The organism is Pantoea sp. CTOTU49201 (assembly GCF_032054795.1).
Classification (GTDB): domain Bacteria; phylum Pseudomonadota; class Gammaproteobacteria; order Enterobacterales; family Enterobacteriaceae; genus Pantoea; species Pantoea symbiotica.
Genome location: NZ_DAMBSA010000060.1, coordinates 1 through 16,563, shown reverse-complemented (window position 1 = coordinate 16,563; position 16,563 = coordinate 1). Strand labels below are relative to the sequence as shown.

Below are 16,563 nucleotides of genomic sequence, written 5' to 3'. Positions count from 1 at the left end.
ATTGGTGCTGACTTCCAGGTTGCCAGCGAATTGATGGGCGATGAGCTGACACAGTTAACGCTGCTGGCGGCCAATAACACCGGTTATCAAAACCTGACCTTGCTGATTTCACGTGCATATCAGCGCGGTTACGGCATTGCGGGCCCAATCATCGATCGCGACTGGCTGCTGGAGCTGGGCGAAGGCCTGATTCTGCTGTCTGGCGGGCGTCGCGGCGACGTGGGCCGCAGTCTGCTGCGCGGCAATAGCGCAATGGTCGCGCAGTGTTTGAGCTTCTATCAGGAACACTTCCCGAATCGTTATTATCTCGAATTGATGCGCACCGGTCGCGCCGATGAAGAGGCCTATCTGCATGCTGCCGTCGAGCTGGCAATTGCCGAAGGTATTCCCGTCGTTGCCACCAACGAAGTGTGCTTCCTCAATGAAGAAGATTTTGATGCGCATGAAATCCGCGTGGCGATTCATGACGGCTACACGCTGGACGATCCCAAGCGTCCGCGCAATTACAGTCCTCAGCAATATATGCGCAGTGAAGAGGAGATGTGCGAGCTGTTCTCGGACATCCCGGAAGCGCTGGAAAATAGCGTAGAGATTGCTAAGCGCTGTAACGTGACAGTGCGCCTCGGCGAGTATTTCCTGCCGCAGTTCCCCACCGGTGATATGAGCACCGAAGACTTCCTCGTGGCGAAGTCGCGCGAAGGCCTGGAAGAGCGTATGGAATTCCTCTTCCCGGATCCGGCGGTGCGCGCTGAAAAACGCGTGGAATATGATGAACGTCTGGAGATTGAACTCACTGTTATCAACCAGATGGGCTTCCCCGGCTACTTCCTGATCGTGATGGAGTTTATCCAGTGGTCGAAGGACAACGGGATTCCCGTTGGTCCTGGCCGTGGTTCGGGTGCCGGTTCATTAGTGGCGTATGCGCTGAAAATTACCGATATCGATCCGCTGGAATTTGACCTGCTGTTCGAACGTTTCCTGAATCCGGAACGTGTCTCGATGCCCGACTTCGACGTCGACTTCTGCATGGAGAAACGCGATCAGGTGATCGATCACGTGGCCGATATGTATGGACGCGATGCGGTATCGCAGATCATTACGTTCGGTACCATGGCAGCGAAAGCGGTTATCCGCGATGTGGGACGCGTACTCGGCCATCCGTACGGTTTTGTCGATCGTATCTCTAAGCTGATCCCGCCGGATCCAGGCATGACGCTGGAGAAAGCCTTCCTGGCTGAACCGCAGCTGCCGGAGATCTACGAGGCAGATGAAGAGGTGAAAGCGCTGATCGACATGGCGCGGAAACTGGAAGGTGTCACGCGTAACGCCGGTAAACACGCCGGTGGTGTGGTGATCTCGCCGACCAAAATCACCGATTTTGCGCCGCTGTACTGCGATGAGAACGGGCAGTTCCCGGTTACCCAGTTTGATAAGAATGACGTGGAGTATGCCGGGCTGGTGAAGTTTGACTTCCTCGGCCTGCGTACCCTCACCATCATCGACTGGGCGCTGAAGATGATTAACCCGCGCCGTGAAAAGCAGGGTTTGCCACCGATTGATATCGCCGCCATTCCGCTGGAAGACAAAAAAAGTTTCGACATGCTGCAGCGCTCGGAAACCACTGCGGTGTTCCAGCTTGAATCGCGCGGCATGAAAGATCTGATCAAACGTCTGAAGCCTGACTGCTTCGAAGATATGATCGCACTGGTGGCGCTGTTCCGTCCGGGACCGCTGCAATCGGGCATGGTAGATAACTTCATCGACCGTAAGCACGGTCGCGAAGAGATTTCTTATCCGGATATTCAGTGGCAGCACGAAACCCTGAAACCGGTGCTGGAGCCGACCTACGGCATCATTCTGTATCAGGAACAGGTGATGCAGATCGCGCAGGTGCTGTCGGGCTATACGCTGGGCGGCGCAGACATGTTGCGTCGTGCGATGGGTAAAAAGAAACCCGAAGAGATGGCGAAGCAGCGTTCGGTGTTCCAGGACGGTGCAGAGAAGATGGGTGTCGACGGCGAACTGTCGATGAAAATCTTCGATCTGGTAGAGAAGTTCGCCGGCTATGGCTTTAACAAGTCGCACTCCGCTGCTTACGCACTGGTTTCTTACCAAACGCTGTGGCTGAAAGCGCACTATCCGGCAGAGTTCATGGCGGCCGTAATGACCGCCGATATGGATAACACCGAAAAAGTGGTTGGCCTGGTTGACGAATGCTGGCGCATGGGCCTCAAAGTGCTGCCGCCGGATATCAATTCAGGACTCTACCCGTTTCACGTTAACGATGAAGGTGAGATCGTGTACGGCATCGGCGCGATCAAAGGCGTGGGTGAAGGTCCGATCGAAGCGATCATTGAAGCGCGTAATGAAGGCGGTTACTTCAAAGAGCTGTTTGATCTTTGCGCGCGCACCGACACCAAAAAGATCAACCGTCGCGTGATGGAAAAACTGATCATGTCCGGCGCGTTCGATCGTCTCGGCCCGCATCGCGCAGCCTTGATGAGTGCGCTCGGCGATGCCTTAAAAGCGGCCGATCAGCATGCCAAAGCCGAAGCCATCGGCCAGGCCGATATGTTTGGCGTGCTGGCGGAAGAGCCGGAGCAGGTGGAGAAATCCTACGCCAGCATCACGCCGTGGCCGGAACAAATTCAACTGGATGGCGAACGTGAGACCTTGGGTCTCTATCTTACCGGCCATCCAATTAATCAGTATTTGAAAGAAATTGAGCGTTACGTCGGCGGCATGCGCCTGAAAGACATGCATCCGACAGATCGTGGTAAAGTAACCGTCGCGGCGGGGCTGGTGATTGCCGCCCGCGTGATGGTCACTAAACGCGGCAACCGAATTGGTATTTGTACGATTGACGATCGTTCTGGTCGTCTTGAAGTGATGTTATTTACCGATGCGTTAGATAAATACCAGCAGTTGCTGGAGAAGGACCGTATCCTGATCGTCAGTGGACAGGTCAGCTTTGATGACTTTAGCGGTGGCCTTAAAATGACCGCTCGGGAAGTTATGGACATCGACGAAGCGCGGGAAAAATACGCGCGCGGACTTGCTATCTCGCTGACGGACAGGCAAATTGATGACCAGCTTTTAAACCGTCTCCGCCAGTCTCTGGAGCCTCATCGCTCCGGGACCATTCCGGTGCATCTCTACTATCAGAGAGCCGATGCGCGAGCGAAGCTACGCTTTGGTGCAGCGTGGCGTATTTCGCCCAGCGATCGTTTACTCAACGATTTGCGGTCGTTAGTAGGATCGGAGCAGGTGGAACTGGAGTTTGACTAAAACAGGAACATTATGAGTCTTAATTACCTGGATTTTGAACAGCCAATCGCAGAGCTTGAAGCGAAAATCGACTCGTTAAAATCGATTGGCCGTTCGGATGAGAAACACGATATTAATTTGGATGAGGAAGTGCAGCGTCTGCGCGAAAAAAGCGTCGAGCTGACCCGTAAAATCTTCTCCGATTTAGGCGCATGGCAAGTGGCGCAACTCGCGCGTCATCCGCTGCGTCCTTATACACTGGACTATATCCGCAACGCGTTTGATGATTTCGACGAACTGGCTGGCGACCGTGCTTATGCCGATGATAAAGCGATTGTCGGCGGTATTGCCCGTCTCGACGGTCGTCCAGTGATGATCATTGGTCATCAGAAAGGTCGCGAAACCAAAGAGAAAATCCGTCGTAACTTCGGTATGCCGGCACCAGAAGGCTACCGCAAAGCGCTGCGTCTGATGGAAATGGCTGAACGCTTTAAGATGCCGCTGATCACCTTCATCGACACGCCGGGTGCTTATCCGGGCGTGGGTGCAGAAGAGCGCGGTCAGTCTGAAGCGATCGCCCGCAACCTGCGTGAAATGTCTGGCCTGAAAATTCCGGTGATTTGTACCGTAATCGGCGAAGGCGGTTCCGGTGGTGCGCTGGCCATCGGCGTGGGCGACAAAGTCAACATGCTGCAGTACAGCACCTATTCGGTAATTTCACCGGAAGGTTGTGCGTCGATTCTATGGAAAAGCGCCGACAAAGCACCGCTGGCTGCGGAAGCGATGGGCATCACAGCTGAGCGTCTGAAAGAGCTGAAGCTGATCGATTCCATCATTCCTGAACCGTTGGGCGGCGCACATCGTCATCCAGTGGATATCGCTGCCAGCTTGAAAAAGCAGCTGTTAGCGGATCTGGCCGACCTCGATGTGCTGAGCACCGAAGAGTTGCTCAACCGTCGCTATCAGCGCCTGATGAACTACGGTTACGCTTGATACATCAAACTGAAGCAAGAAGCGGACCTCGGTCCGCTTTTTTTACGCCTGCTAATCGATAATTTCGCATTGGTCGCCATAAATGGCGACCCTACAAAACCGCATCGTCTTCCGTAGGGTCGCCATTCATGGCGAACTTTTCTAGCCCAAGCATAGAACCCAAAGCGCGATGAACCTCAACAGCAGAGCATTCCAGGTTTATCCGCGCGCGCTTTTCGCTATCCTTATTCAGTGCCACAACACCACAGGAGGTGAGCATTGAATATTATTGCGATCATGGGACCGCACGGCGCTTTCTACAAAGATGAGCCTATTCGCGAACTGGATGCCGCCCTTAAGCTGCAAGGCTTCCAAACCGTTTACCCCAATAATGCCAGCGACCTGCTGAAGTTGATTGAACACAATCCGCGTATCTGCGGGGTGATTTTTGACTGGGACGATTACAGTCTGGCGCTGTGTAGCGACATCAATCAGCTCAATGAATATCTGCCGCTGTATGCCTTCATCAACACGCATTCGCAAATGGATGTCAGCATCAACGAGATGCGCATGGCGCTGCACTTCTTCGAATATGCCTTGAGCGCCGCCGATGACATCGCGCTGCATATTCGTCAGTACACCGATGAGTACATCGATAACATCACGCCGCCGCTGACCAAGGCGTTGTTCACCTACGTCAAAGAGGGCAAATACACCTTCTGTACGCCGGGTCACATGGGCGGCAGCGCCTTCCAGAAAAGCCCGGTGGGCAGCTTGTTTTATGACTTCTTCGGCTCGAATACTTTAAAAGCGGATGTCTCGATCTCGGTGACAGAACTGGGTTCATTGCTCGATCACACCGGCCCGCATCTTGAAGCGGAGGAGTACGTCGCGCGTACCTTTGGCGCCGAGCAAAGCTACATGGTCACCAACGGTACGTCGACTTCGAACAAAATCGTCGGCATGTATGCGGCGCCAGCGGGCAGCACGGTGCTGATTGATCGCAACTGCCATAAATCGCTGACCCATTTGCTGATGATGAGCGACATCATCCCGATCTGGCTCAAACCGACGCGTAACGCGCTGGGCATTCTGGGCGGCATTCCACAGCGCGAGTTCACGCGTGACAGCATCCAGCAAAAGGTCAATGCCACGCCGCGCGCCAGCTGGCCGGTGCATGCGGTGATCACCAACTCAACCTACGATGGCCTGCTGTATAACACGCAGTTCATCAAACAGACGCTGGATGTGCCATCGATCCACTTTGATTCTGCGTGGGTGCCGTACACCAATTTCCATCCGATTTATGCCGGTAAAAGTGGCATGAGCGGCGATCGTATTCCCGGCAAAGTGATCTATGAAACGCAATCGACGCACAAACTGCTGGCGGCGTTCTCGCAGGCTTCGCTGATTCATATCAAAGGTGATTACGACGAGCACACCTTTAACGAAGCCTACATGATGCATACCACCACCTCGCCGAGCTACGCGATTGTCTCGTCGATTGAAACTGCAGCGGCGATGCTGCGCGGTAATCCGGGTAAGCGATTGATCAACCGCTCGGTTGAACGTGCGTTGCATTTCCGTCGTGAAATTCAGCGCTTACGGGAAGAGTGCGACGGCTGGTTCTTTGATATCTGGCAGCCGGAGCAGGTCGATCAAGCCGAATGCTGGCCGATCCAGCCGGGCGAAGAGGATTGGCACGGTTTCACTCATGCCGACCGCGATCATATGTATCTCGACCCGATCAAAGTCACCATTCTGACGCCGGGCATGAGCGAGCTGGGCAAGATGGCGGAAGAGGGCATTCCAGCCGCGCTGGTGGCTAAGTTCCTCGATCAGCGCGGTATCGTGGTGGAGAAAACCGGGCCGTACAATCTGCTGTTCCTGTTCAGCATTGGCATTGATAAAACCAAAGCGATGAGCGTGCTGCGTGGGCTGACGGAGTTTAAGCGCGCATACGATCTCAACCTGCGGGTGAAAAACATGCTGCCGGATCTCTATGCTGAAGATCCCGACTTCTACCGCAATATGCGCATTCAAACGTTGGCGCAGGGCATTCATCAGTTGATCCTGCAACACGATCTGCCGCGTCTGATGTTGAAAGCGTTCGACGTGCTGCCGGAGATGAAGATGACGCCGCATCAGGCATTTCAGCGTCAGGTAAAAGGTCAGGTGGAAACGGTGGATATTCGCGAGCTGGTGGGTCGAATTTCTGCCAACATGATTCTGCCGTATCCGCCAGGCGTGCCGGTGGTGATGCCGGGCGAGATGATTACGGAAGAGAGCCGTTCCGTGCTCGATTTTCTGCTGATGCTTTGCACTATTGGTCGGCATTATCCCGGCTTCGAAACCGATATTCACGGTGCAACGCTGACGGAAGATGGCCGCTATCTGGTGCGCGTATTGCGTGAAGAAGTCGGATAATCACCTCTTTCCAATGCCGCTTTTGCCACGTAGGGTAAGCGGCTTATGTGAAAACCGGAGTCGCTATGCTGCAGATAAAACAGATCCACCACATCGCCATTATTGCTACCGATTATCAGCGCAGTAAGGCGTTTTATTGTGATGTGCTGGGTTTTGAATTGTTGGGTGAATATTACCGCGCCGAGCGCGACTCGTGGAAAGGCGATCTTGGTCTGAACGGGGTTTACACCATCGAGCTGTTCTCTTTCCCATCGCCGCCGCCACGCGTCAGTGGGCCAGAAGCCTGCGGCCTGCGCCATCTGGCGTTTTGCGTTGAGGATGTTGAGCAGTCAATTGCGGCGCTGGCGGAGAAGGGCGTGACGTGCGAGCCGATTCGAATTGATGCGTTAACCGGTAAAGCCTGCACTTTCTTCCCCGATCCGGATGGTTTGCCGCTGGAGCTGTATCAGGCGTAAACTAGCGTCCGCCGCGAGCCGCAATTCGGTGGCTCGCCCGGACGGAACGCGCTCATGTCTTTATCTCATCTTGCTTCGCTGCTGACACCCGACGCTGGCTATGTGCTGGCGTTCAGCGGCGGACTCGATTCCACCGTGCTGCTGCATCAATTGGTCTGCTGGCAACGTCAGCAGCCAGCATTGCGTGTGCGCGCGTTACACGTCCATCATGGTCTGAGCCCGAATGCCGATAGCTGGGCGCTGCATTGCAAGCACCTTTGCCAGCAGTGGCAGATTCCCTGTGAAGTGCTGCATGTGCAGGTTGATGGTCGCGCCAACGGCATTGAAGCTGCCGCCCGCGAGGCGCGCTATCAGGCGCTGTTTCAGCAGCTGCAACCCGGTGAGCACTTACTTACCGCTCAGCACCTCGACGACCAGGCGGAAACGCTGCTGCTGGCGTTAAAACGCGGCAGCGGACCGGCGGGTTTGGCCGCGATGCCGCCGCAGCGCAGCGTTGGTGAACATCGGCATCTGCGTCCATTGCTCGACGTTAGCCGTCAGCAGCTGGAAAACTATGCTGCCGAGCATCAGCTGCGCTGGATTGAAGATGAAAGCAACGCCGATAGCCGCTATGACCGTAACTTCCTGCGTCAACAGATTCTGCCGCTGCTGCAGGCCCGCTGGCCGCACTTCATCGCCGCCAGTGCACGCAGCGCCGCACTGTGTGGCGAACAGGAGCAATTGCTCGACGAGTTGCTGGCGGAACAGCTGGCGCAGTTTATCGATGCGCAGGGCGCGCTGCACTTCCCACCGTTAATGAACATGAGTGAAGCGCGGCGTCATGCGCTGTTACGCCGCTGGATTGCCCAACAGGGCGGCGCGATGCCTTCTCGCGAGGCGCTGAAACGCATCACCGATGAAGTCATCAACAGCCGTGAAGATGCCAAACCCTGTTTGCACTTCGGCGCCTTTGAGCTGCGCCGCTATCGGCAACAACTCTATTGGTTAACGCCACAGCCATCACTTAGTCAGCACTCGCTAACCTGGCAAGACCGCACGCAGCGGCTCGATTTACCGGCCGGTTTAGGTTCGCTGCAGGCGAATGCGTGGATTGCCGAGCTACGTCAGCCTGGAGCGGATGAAGCGATCACCGTCCGCTTCCAGGCGCAGGGTTATTATCACTTGCAGGGGCGCGCAGGCGGCCGCGAGATGAAGAAGCTATGGCAAGAGTTGGGCATTGCGCCCTGGCTACGTGAACGTATCCCGCTGATTTACTTTAACCAGATGCTAATTAGCGCGCCGGGGTTATTTATTACCCGTGAAGGCGCAGCCAGCAATGAGCAAGGCTGGCAGGCGATCTGGTCACCACAACAATAAAATGGAGAGCAATGATGAAACTTTGGATGGCAGCGACGTTATTCGCTGCGGCGCTACCGGCGTTGGCCGACGGCGATGTGAATGCAGGCGCGCAAAAAGCGGCAAGCTGCATGGCGTGTCACGGTGCCGAGGGCAAAAGCGCTGTGCCGCTCTATCCGAATCTGGCCGGGCAGCATGCGCCTTATCTGCTGCATTCACTGCAAGCTTATAAAAAAGGCGAGCGTAGCGGTGGCCAGGCGGAAGTGATGAAAGCGTTTGTGGCAGGATTGAGCGATCAGGATATGGCAGATTTATCGGCGTATTACAGTTCGTTAAAGCCTTAAGCGAGGTGGGCGGGATGTGATTCCCGCCCGAGAGAGGTTTTACTCGTCTTCGCTAACGACGACGGTGCCCAGCTCCGGATGGGTGAAGCTGGCGATGTGGTCGAGCCGCACTTCGCGGGTCTCGCCTGAGAGATCGACGGCAAGGTACTCAACGTTTTTACGTGAGACCATGTCCACGGCTTTCGCCTTGAGCTGATCGCCGTTTTTTAACTCTAACGACAGCGTCCAGTTTTTTTGGCAGGCGAGTTCGAGGTTGTCGTAATCATCGCAGTTGATGGGTTTATAGGCTTCATTCGTCAACATAGTCGCTCACCAATAAGTTTGCAGCGGCATACGCTGCTTGTTCCCTGAGAGAAGAGTTTAGCGCAGAATCAGCGGCAATATCGTTGAGAGCCTTCAACGCACAACCTATGGCGTCTGGCACATACCCAAGGTCGCCGCTACCAATTTCGGCATACTTCTGGCGAACTAACTCACAATACTTTTGCACATACACCTCCTCAGCAGAGTTGATACTCTGGATGATAGGCGACTATATCACAGGAATTTCATGGAAATCAGCCCGGTCGTCACGGGAATGATGCAAGGAAATGGGCAAAAGTGACATTTCGCGCTGGTCTTATGCACGCAGCGTGCGCACAAAAGGTTAAGTTGATGAACAGGTTATTACACGACGCAACGTCGAGCCAAACGGCAGGTGACAGATGATTGTGCTGTCTCGATCGGTTTCACTTGCAGATAATGAAGTGGAGCTCAGTGCCATCCGTGCGCAAGGTGCCGGTGGCCAGCATGTGAATAAAACCTCCACGGCGATTCACCTGCGGTTTGATATTCATGCATCGTCGCTGCCGCCGTTCTACAAAGAGCGACTGCTGGCGGCGAGCCATCATTTGATCACCGCAGAGGGTGTGGTGATTATCAAAGCGCAGGAACATCGCAGCCAGGAAATGAATCGGGAAGCGGCCGTGCAGCGGCTGATAAATCTGATTCAGGAATTAACCACGGTGGAAAAAGTGCGGCGCGCGACCAAACCCACGCACGGCTCTAAAGTGAGGCGGCTGGAGGGTAAAACCCGGCGCAGTAACGTGAAGGCGATGCGCGGAAAGGTGCAATAAAAAACGCCTCCGGCTGGAGGCGTTTTAGCGTTACTTGTTCAGGGCTTTCGCCAGGAAGTCGACGATGTCATGTTGCTTAATCATCTGCTTCTCGCTGGCGGTACGCGCCTTGTACTCGATCTCTTCGTTATCGAGATTACGATCGCCAATCACGATGGTGTGGGGAACGCCGATCAGCTCCATATCGGCGAACATCACGCCTGGACGCTCTTTACGGTCATCCAGAATCACGTCAATGCCTTTGGCACGCAGCGTGTTGTACAGCTCTTCAGCCAACTGCTGCACACGGAAAGATTTGTGCATGTTCATTGGCAGAATCGCCACTTCAAACGGTGCTAATGCTGCAGGCCAGATGATGCCGCGATCGTCGTTGTTCTGCTCAATCGCAGCCGCTACAACGCGCGTGATACCGATACCGTAACAACCCATGGTCATCACCTGGTTACGACCATCTTCGCCCTGTACTGCCGCTTTCATCGCTTCGGAGTACTTGGTACCCAACTGGAAGATGTGGCCTACTTCGATACCGCGTTTGATCTGCAGCGTGCCTTTGCCGTCTGGGCTTGGATCGCCTTCCACCACGTTACGGATATCTTCCACACGAGGTTCTGGCAGATCGCGTCCCCAGTTGATGCCGCTCAAATGCTTGCCATCAATGTTAGCGCCAGCGCAGAAGTCGCTGGTTTTCGCCACGGTACGATCGGCGATCACTGGCATGGTTAAACCGACCGGGCCGAGTGAGCCTGGACCGGCACCGAGCAGCGCGCGAATCTGTTCTTCGCTCGCCATCTCCAGTGGTTCAGCGACGATATCCAGCTTCTCGGCTTTGATTTCGTTCAGCTGATGATCGCCGCGCAGCAGCAGGGCAACCAGCGTGTGGCCGCTCTCTTCGCTGGCTTTAACGAACAGCGTCTTTACGGTTTTCTCAATCGGCAGCTGATGTTGTTCAACCAACTCGGCGATAGTCTTGGCGTTTGGCGTATCGAACTGCGTCATGGCGGCTGTTGCCTGCGGACGCTCGCCAGCCGGCGCTAAGGCTTCGGCTTTCTCAATGTTGGCTGCGTAATCGGATTCGCTAGAGAAGATCACGTCATCTTCACCGCTCAGCGCCAGCACCTGGAATTCATGTGATGCGCTGCCGCCGATAGAACCGGTGTCAGCTTGTACGGCGCGGAAATCCAGGCCCATACGGCTGAAGCTCTGGCTATAAGCGCGGTACATCGCGTCGTAGGTTTCTTGCAACGATTCCTGCGTGGTGTGGAACGAGTAAGCATCTTTCATGATGAACTCGCGTGAACGCATCACACCAAAACGCGGACGCACTTCATCGCGGAATTTGGTCTGGATCTGATACAGATTGATCGGCAGCTGCTTATAAGAGCTCAGCTCGTTGCGGATCAGATCGGTGACCACTTCTTCGTGGGTTGGACCCAGCACGAAGGGACGTTCGTGACGATCTTTAACGCGCAGCAGTTCCGGGCCGTACTGCTCCCAACGGCCACTCTCTTCCCACAGATCGGCAGGCTGAACCACCGGCATGGAGATCTCAATCGCACCGGCGTTGTTCATCTCTTCACGCACGATGTTTTCAACTTTTCGCAGCACGCGAATACCGGTCGGCAACCAGGTGTAAAGACCAGATGCCAGTTTGCGGATCATGCCGGCGCGCAGCATCAGCTGGTGGCTGATCACTTCTGCATCGGAAGGTGTCTCCTTCAGAGTGGAGAGCAGATATTGAGTAGTACGCATTGATTACGATTCCAGTTATACGGAAGGAGACTGACAAAATTTTTCTGGCGGCTAGTGTACCAGCGAGAACAATCACTCAAAAGCGCGTTTTAACGGGGATCGAGGGCGATCACCTCGGTTCCTGCCGCATCAATGCGCCAGCGCACGTTAAAGTCGAGTAGCCAGGCGGCATATTCACGATCTTCGGTCTCACCTTTACGGTAAGCCGGACGTGGATCCTGCGCCAGCACCTCAGTGATGAAACGCGCTAGTTGCGGATAGGTTTTCTGCTGCTGTTGAAGCTGGCTCTGCGCCAGCGGCGAAAAGCGTACCGGCATACTGGCATCAGGTGCCGCCTGTGCAAATCCGGCGCGCGCATCTGGCAGCGCTTCGGCAAATGGCAGATAAGGTTTGATATCCACCACCGGCGTGCCATCGACTAAATCGAGGCTGCCGAGCTGCAAGATCACCTGCTGCTTCTCACAGCGAATGCCTTTTAACTCAACCAGCGACATGCCGACAGGATTGGGGCGGAAGGTTGAACGGGTGGCAAACACACCCATACGCGTATTGCCGCCGAGGCGCGGTGGACGTACGGTCGGACGCCAGCCACCTTCCATGGTTTGGTGAAACACAAACAGCACCCACAAATGACTGAATTCTTCGAGCCCGCGCACCGCTTCCGGCTGATTATAAGGCGGCAGCAAATGCAGCTCGCCGCCGCCGTCCTGCACCAGACCGGGCTGGCGCGGGACGGCAAACTTCTCTTTCCACGGCGAACGAATCACGCCGATTTGCGCGAAGGCAAAGTCACTCATTGATTCGAGACTTTCAGTGCAGAACCCTGACAAATGGCCTGGCGGTAGCATCCCGGCGTGCTGGTAACAATTTCGCACTTATGCAACAGGACTGCGTTGGCTTTCATGCCGGCCGCTTTAATTTGCAGGCGCTTGCGCGCGGTATTGATGTTAGGAGGTGAATCCTGGCTGCTGCTCTGGCAATCTTCAGTGGACACTTCGCCCAAATCGCGGAACGGGTTGCTGACCAGATCGGCCGCATCGGTGTAGATCTTCACCGGCGCAGGACGTGGAGTCGGTTTGCGTTCTGGCTCGCTGGATGCCTGTTGCGGGCGAGAAGGAGCACTGCTTATCGGGTGATATTCACGCACACACCCGGTTAGCATCAATGCCAACAAGCAGAGCGGTAAAAAACGCATGGCAACATCCTCAAGTAATAAAAAGTGGCGTTATTGAAACAAGGACGACAATAAATAACAAGTCAGGTGCAATTTATGGCAAAAGAAAGGGCGGCCGAAGCCGCCCTGCAAGGCATGAAAGGTGAAAATTACCAGCCTTTCACTGCGCCGCCGTTGAAGATCTTGTTGGCCGCTTCAGACACTTCGTCTGACTGGTAAGCCTCAACAAATTTCTTCACGTTCTCAGCGTCTTTGTTGTCTTCACGGCTAACGATCAGGTTCACGTATGGTGAATCTTTGTCTTCCACGAAGATGCCATCTTTCGCTGGCGTCAGACCAATCTGGCTAGCGTAAGTGGTGTTGATCACCGCCAGAGCGATCTGCTGATCGTCAAGTGAACGTGGCAGCTGCGGCGCTTCCAGCTCAACAATCTTCAGTTTTTTCGGGTTCTCAGTGATATCCAGTGAAGTTGGCAGCAGACCTACGCCATCTTTCAGTTTGATCAGGCCCACTTTCTGCAGCAGCAGCAGAGAACGTCCCAGGTTGGTTGGATCGTTTGGAATGGCGATCTGTGAACCGTCCTGCAGCTCATCCAGTGATTTGATTTTCTTCGAGTAGCCCGCGATTGGGTAAACGAAGGTGTTCGCCACCGCAGTCAGCTTGTAGCCACGATCTTTGATCTGCTGATCCAGATACGGTTTGTGCTGGAAGGCGTTAGCGTCGATATCACCTTTGCTCAGCGCTTCGTTTGGCAACACGTAATCGTTAAAGGTTACCAGCTCAACGTCGAGGCCATATTTCTCTTTCGCCACTTTTACCGCAGTTTCAGCAACCTGCTGCTCAGCACCGACGATCACACCCACTTTAATGTGGTTTGGATCTTTTGCTTTCTGATCGCATCCTGCCAGCGCAATTGCGCCAATCAGAGCACCTACAGCGGCAATCTTTTTAAATGTAAAAGACATATCCCTTCCTTAATAGAGGACCATTGATGTTGCTTGCTTACTTATGGGACACAGCACGTACGATGCGGTCGCCACAGAATTGGATTAAATAGACCAGCACAACCAGCAGAACCAGCACGGTGTTCATTACAGTCGCGTTATAGCCGATGTAACCGTATTGGTAGCCAATCTGGCCCAAACCGCCAGCGCCAACCGCTCCACCCATTGCGGAGTAGCCAACCAGCGTAATCAGGGTAATTGTAGCGGCATTCACCAGACCTGGCAGCGCTTCCGGCAGCAGGACTTTACGCACGATCTGCAGCGGCGTGGCGCCCATGGCGCGTGATGCTTCGATCAAACCGGTTGGCAGCTCCAGCAGGGCGTTTTCCACCATACGTGCAATAAACGGCGCGGCACCCACGGTCAACGGCACGATAGCAGCTTGCAGGCCAATCGAAGTGCCGACGATGGCGCGGGTGAACGGAATCATCCACACCAGCAGGATAATGAACGGAATTGATCGGAAGATATTCACCAGCGCCGACAGCACGCGATAAAGCACGTTGTTGGCCAGAATCTGGCCGGGACGTGTCACATACAGCAGCACGCCAACCGGAAGACCGAGGACAAAACCAAAGAAACCAGAGACGAAGGTCATCATCAGCGTTTCCCAGACGCCGCGCGTCAGTAACCACATCATCGCTTCAGACATAACCCAACACCTCTACTTTCACATGATTTTCTTTCAGCCAGGCAATGGCGGCTTGTGTATCTGTTTCGCTGCCATCCATCTCAGCCAGCATGATGCCGAACTTCACGCCACCGGCGTAATCCATCTGCGCACTGATAATGTTGTTATTAACGTTGAAGCGACGGGCTGCTTCAGACAGCAGCGGGGCATCAACCGATTTCCCGGTGAACTCCAGACGCAGCAGCGGCACGCTTTCGGCTGTTGGCTGTGGCGCCATGCGTTGCTGGTAATCGTCGGGGATATCCAGATGCAATGTCGATTGAATGAACTGCTGCGCCAGCGGCGTTTTCGGATGTGAGAACACTTCGCTCACGCTGTCTTTCTCTATTAACTCGCCATTGCTGATGACCGCAACCTGATCGCAGATGCGTTTCACCACATCCATTTCATGGGTGATCAATAGAATGGTAATGCCGAGACGACGGTTAATATCTTTCAGCAGCTCCAGAATCGAACGCGTGGTGGCAGGATCCAGTGCGCTGGTGGCTTCATCACACAGCAGCACTTTTGGATTGCTTGCCAGTGCGCGGGCAATCGCAACACGCTGCTTTTGTCCGCCAGAGAGATTCGCTGGCCAGCTATCATGCTTGTCTGATAATCCCACCAGATCCAGCAATTCGCTAACGCGCTTCTTTATCTGTTCGCGTGAAAGATTGCCCAACTCCAATGGCAGCGCCACGTTGCCGGAGACGGTGCGGGAGTTCATCAGGTTAAAGTGCTGGAAAATCATGCCAATCTGGCGGCGTGCCAGCGTCAATTGACCAGAGGAAAGCGTGGTTAACTCCTGGCCATCAACCAGTACGCGTCCAGAGGTTGGGCGCTCCAGCAGATTGACGCAGCGAATCAGTGTACTTTTACCGGCACCGGATGAACCGATGACGCCATAAATCTGTCCAGCAGGCACATGCAGGCTGACGTTGGACAGCGCCTGAATGGTGCGTGAACCTTGCTGGAACACTTTGGTGATATTTTCGAGTTTAATCATTAGTTTATTTATTATCGTGTTGCATAGTCCGTGGTGTATCGGGCTTCACTCAGCAGGGCTGTGCGAAATTTGGATGGATGTTAAGGCATCCAGACGGCTAAATCAATGGAAGTCATTCAAACTGCCATTCTCTCGCTATACGCAATCATGCGATACTTAGCGACACATTTTCAGCAGGAGTTTCTACGTGGCGAACAAAGTCCCGGCTATTTTTCTTGATCGTGATGGCACATTGAATGTCGATCACGGCTATGTTCATGAAATCGATAATTTCGAATTCATTGATGGCACCATCGAAGCGCTACAGGCGCTGAAGAAGATGGGCTATGCGCTGGTACTGGTGACGAACCAGTCGGGTATTGCGCGTGGCATGTTTACCGAAGATCAGTTTATGCAGCTCACCGAATGGATGGATTGGTCGCTGGCCGATCGCGATGTTGATCTGGATGGCATCTATTTCTGTCCGCATCTGCCCGATGCCACAGTAGAAGCCTATCGCCAGCAGTGTGATTGCCGTAAGCCGCAGCCGGGCATGTTGCTCTCCGCGCAACAGCATCTGGATATCGATATGGCTTCTTCTTATATGGTAGGCGACAAAATAGAAGATATGCAGGCGGCGTTAGCAGCGGGTGTAGGTACGAAAGTGCTGGTACGTAGCGGCAAGCCGGTAACGCCAGAAGGTGAAGCAGCGGCAGATTGGGTGATTAATAGTCTGGCAGAGCTGCCTGCACGCATCAAAAAGGCCTAAAAACGGGCTTTTTGCGCAAATTTCAAGCGAACAGCAAAAAACTTGAAATTTGCACTTGTCAGCTCCGAATAACTCCCTATAATGCGCCACCACTGAGACGGCAAAGCGGCAACGCAGACGGCTCAGCAGGGAGTGAAGAAATTCATCCCGCCGGATGAAAACGCTGAAAAAAGTGTTTGACTCCGAAGGAGAGTAGCGTAGTATACGCCACCTCGCGACAGACGGTTCAGCCGCTGCTCGCAATGCTCTTTAACAATTTATCAGACAATCTGTGTGGGCACTCGCAGGATTGATATC

At 54.3% G+C, this 16,563-nt stretch carries 16 protein-coding genes; 8 read left to right on the top strand and 8 right to left on the bottom strand.

Annotated features, from left to right (window positions below):
* The 6 genes from dnaE to RTY00_RS06705 all read left to right on the top strand — a co-directional run.
* Positions 1-3,288: DNA polymerase III subunit alpha (dnaE, locus tag RTY00_RS06730; RefSeq protein WP_312663885.1), on the top strand; the 3,288-nt coding region annotated here is incomplete at its 5' end.
* 12 nt (positions 3,289-3,300) lie between these two features.
* Positions 3,301-4,260: an acetyl-CoA carboxylase carboxyl transferase subunit alpha gene (gene accA / locus RTY00_RS06725; RefSeq protein WP_008108472.1), complete on the top strand. Its 960-nt coding sequence runs from the start codon at positions 3,301-3,303 to the stop codon at positions 4,258-4,260.
* Between the two features lie 258 nt (positions 4,261-4,518).
* Positions 4,519-6,666, top strand: coding sequence for a lysine decarboxylase LdcC (locus tag RTY00_RS06720; protein ID WP_312663884.1), 2,148 nt, complete (start codon positions 4,519-4,521; stop codon positions 6,664-6,666).
* Positions 6,667-6,731: 65 nt separating this feature from the next.
* Complete coding sequence (locus tag RTY00_RS06715; protein ID WP_008108470.1) at positions 6,732-7,121, top strand: VOC family protein; 390 nt, start codon at positions 6,732-6,734, stop codon at positions 7,119-7,121.
* 54 nt (positions 7,122-7,175) lie between these two features.
* Positions 7,176-8,477, top strand: a complete 1,302-nt coding sequence (gene tilS / locus RTY00_RS06710; protein ID WP_312663883.1) for a tRNA lysidine(34) synthetase TilS — start codon at positions 7,176-7,178, stop codon at positions 8,475-8,477.
* Positions 8,478-8,491: 14 nt separating this feature from the next.
* Positions 8,492-8,800: a c-type cytochrome gene (locus tag RTY00_RS06705; RefSeq protein WP_154154817.1), complete on the top strand. Its 309-nt coding sequence runs from the start codon at positions 8,492-8,494 to the stop codon at positions 8,798-8,800.
* A 39-nt stretch (positions 8,801-8,839) separates the two neighbouring features.
* Here the strand turns inward: RTY00_RS06705 and rof are convergent, their stop codons facing one another.
* Both rof and RTY00_RS06695 read right to left on the bottom strand, forming a co-directional pair.
* On the bottom strand, positions 8,840-9,103 hold the full coding sequence (rof, locus tag RTY00_RS06700) for a Rho-binding antiterminator (protein ID WP_008108461.1): 264 nt from the start codon (positions 9,101-9,103) through the stop codon (positions 8,840-8,842).
* Positions 9,090-9,290 (bottom strand): YaeP family protein, encoded by a 201-nt coding sequence (locus RTY00_RS06695; RefSeq protein ID WP_036622231.1) that lies wholly within the window; start codon positions 9,288-9,290, stop codon positions 9,090-9,092. The genes rof and RTY00_RS06695 overlap by 14 nt, the downstream gene beginning before the upstream one ends.
* Before the next feature lie 214 nt (positions 9,291-9,504).
* Here RTY00_RS06695 and arfB point away from each other — a divergent pair, with 214 nt between their 5' ends.
* A complete protein-coding gene (gene arfB, locus RTY00_RS06690) occupies positions 9,505-9,915 on the top strand; it encodes an alternative ribosome rescue aminoacyl-tRNA hydrolase ArfB (protein ID WP_008108459.1) in 411 nt (136 codons plus the stop codon).
* A gap of 30 nt (positions 9,916-9,945) precedes the next feature.
* Here arfB and proS read toward each other — a convergent pair whose 3' ends face one another.
* From proS to metN, 6 genes are all read right to left on the bottom strand, one after another.
* The gene (gene proS / locus RTY00_RS06685) at positions 9,946-11,664 is read right to left on the bottom strand and encodes a proline--tRNA ligase (RefSeq protein WP_312663882.1); all 1,719 of its coding nucleotides are present in this window, start codon (positions 11,662-11,664) and stop codon (positions 9,946-9,948) included.
* 89 nt (positions 11,665-11,753) lie between these two features.
* Positions 11,754-12,461, bottom strand: a complete 708-nt coding sequence (tsaA, locus tag RTY00_RS06680) for a tRNA (N6-threonylcarbamoyladenosine(37)-N6)-methyltransferase TrmO (RefSeq protein WP_312663881.1) — start codon at positions 12,459-12,461, stop codon at positions 11,754-11,756.
* Positions 12,458-12,859 (bottom strand): Rcs stress response system protein RcsF, encoded by a 402-nt coding sequence (rcsF, locus tag RTY00_RS06675; protein ID WP_312663880.1) that lies wholly within the window; start codon positions 12,857-12,859, stop codon positions 12,458-12,460. Before rcsF ends, tsaA begins: the two co-directional genes overlap by 4 nt.
* Before the next feature lie 128 nt (positions 12,860-12,987).
* Positions 12,988-13,803, bottom strand: coding sequence for a MetQ/NlpA family lipoprotein (locus RTY00_RS06670; protein WP_312663879.1), 816 nt, complete (start codon positions 13,801-13,803; stop codon positions 12,988-12,990).
* 37 nt (positions 13,804-13,840) lie between these two features.
* The gene (locus tag RTY00_RS06665) at positions 13,841-14,494 is read right to left on the bottom strand and encodes a methionine ABC transporter permease MetI (protein ID WP_256695676.1); all 654 of its coding nucleotides are present in this window, start codon (positions 14,492-14,494) and stop codon (positions 13,841-13,843) included.
* Entirely contained in the window at positions 14,487-15,518 is a 1,032-nt protein-coding gene (gene metN, locus RTY00_RS06660; protein WP_293797507.1) for a methionine ABC transporter ATP-binding protein MetN, read from the bottom strand. Before metN ends, RTY00_RS06665 begins: the two co-directional genes overlap by 8 nt.
* Before the next feature lie 187 nt (positions 15,519-15,705).
* Between metN and gmhB the strand changes: the two genes are divergently transcribed.
* On the top strand, positions 15,706-16,266 hold the full coding sequence (gene gmhB / locus RTY00_RS06655; protein ID WP_008108445.1) for a D-glycero-beta-D-manno-heptose 1,7-bisphosphate 7-phosphatase: 561 nt from the start codon (positions 15,706-15,708) through the stop codon (positions 16,264-16,266).
* Positions 16,267-16,563 lie beyond the last annotated feature (297 nt).

Excerpts from the sequence above, each read along its gene's own strand:
- tilS (WP_312663883.1), top strand. The coding sequence starts at position 7,176 with ATGTCTTTATCTCATCTTGCTTCGCTGCTGACACCCGACGCTGGCTAT.
- RTY00_RS06705 (WP_154154817.1), top strand. The coding sequence starts at position 8,492 with ATGAAACTTTGGATGGCAGCGACGTTATTCGCTGCGGCGCTACCGGCG.
- tsaA (WP_312663881.1), bottom strand. The coding sequence starts at position 12,461 with ATGAGTGACTTTGCCTTCGCGCAAATCGGCGTGATTCGTTCGCCGTGG.
- arfB (WP_008108459.1), top strand. The coding sequence starts at position 9,505 with ATGATTGTGCTGTCTCGATCGGTTTCACTTGCAGATAATGAAGTGGAG.
- RTY00_RS06665 (WP_256695676.1), bottom strand. The coding sequence starts at position 14,494 with ATGTCTGAAGCGATGATGTGGTTACTGACGCGCGGCGTCTGGGAAACG.
- metN (WP_293797507.1), bottom strand. The coding sequence starts at position 15,518 with ATGATTAAACTCGAAAATATCACCAAAGTGTTCCAGCAAGGTTCACGC.
- rcsF (WP_312663880.1), bottom strand. The coding sequence starts at position 12,859 with ATGCGTTTTTTACCGCTCTGCTTGTTGGCATTGATGCTAACCGGGTGT.
- RTY00_RS06670 (WP_312663879.1), bottom strand. The coding sequence starts at position 13,803 with ATGTCTTTTACATTTAAAAAGATTGCCGCTGTAGGTGCTCTGATTGGC.
- RTY00_RS06715 (WP_008108470.1), top strand. The coding sequence starts at position 6,732 with ATGCTGCAGATAAAACAGATCCACCACATCGCCATTATTGCTACCGAT.
- proS (WP_312663882.1), bottom strand. The coding sequence starts at position 11,664 with ATGCGTACTACTCAATATCTGCTCTCCACTCTGAAGGAGACACCTTCC.
- accA (WP_008108472.1), top strand. The coding sequence starts at position 3,301 with ATGAGTCTTAATTACCTGGATTTTGAACAGCCAATCGCAGAGCTTGAA.
- rof (WP_008108461.1), bottom strand. The coding sequence starts at position 9,103 with ATGTTGACGAATGAAGCCTATAAACCCATCAACTGCGATGATTACGAC.